Source organism: Streptomyces sp. DH12, from assembly GCF_020873895.1.
Taxonomy (GTDB): domain Bacteria; phylum Actinomycetota; class Actinomycetes; order Streptomycetales; family Streptomycetaceae; genus Streptomyces.
Genome location: NZ_JAHWGT010000825.1, coordinates 1 through 480 on the forward strand (window position 1 = coordinate 1; position 480 = coordinate 480).

The 480-nt window shown below is 76.2% G+C and carries 1 protein-coding gene; it reads left to right on the plus strand.

Annotation, left to right across the window (positions count from 1 at the left end; genetic code table 11):
* Positions 1 to 480, plus strand: a 480-nt coding sequence (locus LPA54_RS37280) for an FAD-dependent monooxygenase (RefSeq protein WP_228984884.1), incomplete at both ends; no start/stop codon positions are given.

Consider the following 480-nt stretch of genomic DNA (forward strand, 5'->3'; position numbering starts at 1 on the left):
CCTGCTCGGCGCGCTGGGCACGCACGGGCTGGACGAAGGGCTGCGCGACGCCGACAACCTCGCCTGGAAACTGGCCCTGGCCTGGCACCACGGTCCGCACGAGGCGCTGCTCGACAGCTATCAGACCGAGCGCCGGGCGATCGTCGCCTCCCGGCTGCGCGCCGCCGACCAGGCACTGCCGCTGCTGCGCGGCGGCGGAGGGCTGCGCACCTACGTCCCCGGCTCCTCGCGCGGCCTCGACACGCTCCTGATGGACCGTCACCTCGGGCGCGGAGCGCTGGGCGCACCCGGCACGTACGCCAACTCGCCCCTCACGCCCGGCCGTCTGGACGGCGAGACGCCCGTCGGGACGGCACCGGGGGCGGCCGTCACGGACGTGATCGTCACCGCCGAGGACGGCACCTTCGTCCGGCTCCGGGACCGGCTCGGGCGGGGCGCCCTGCTGGTGGTGCTGATCGCGCCGGGCACGGGGGTGTGGGA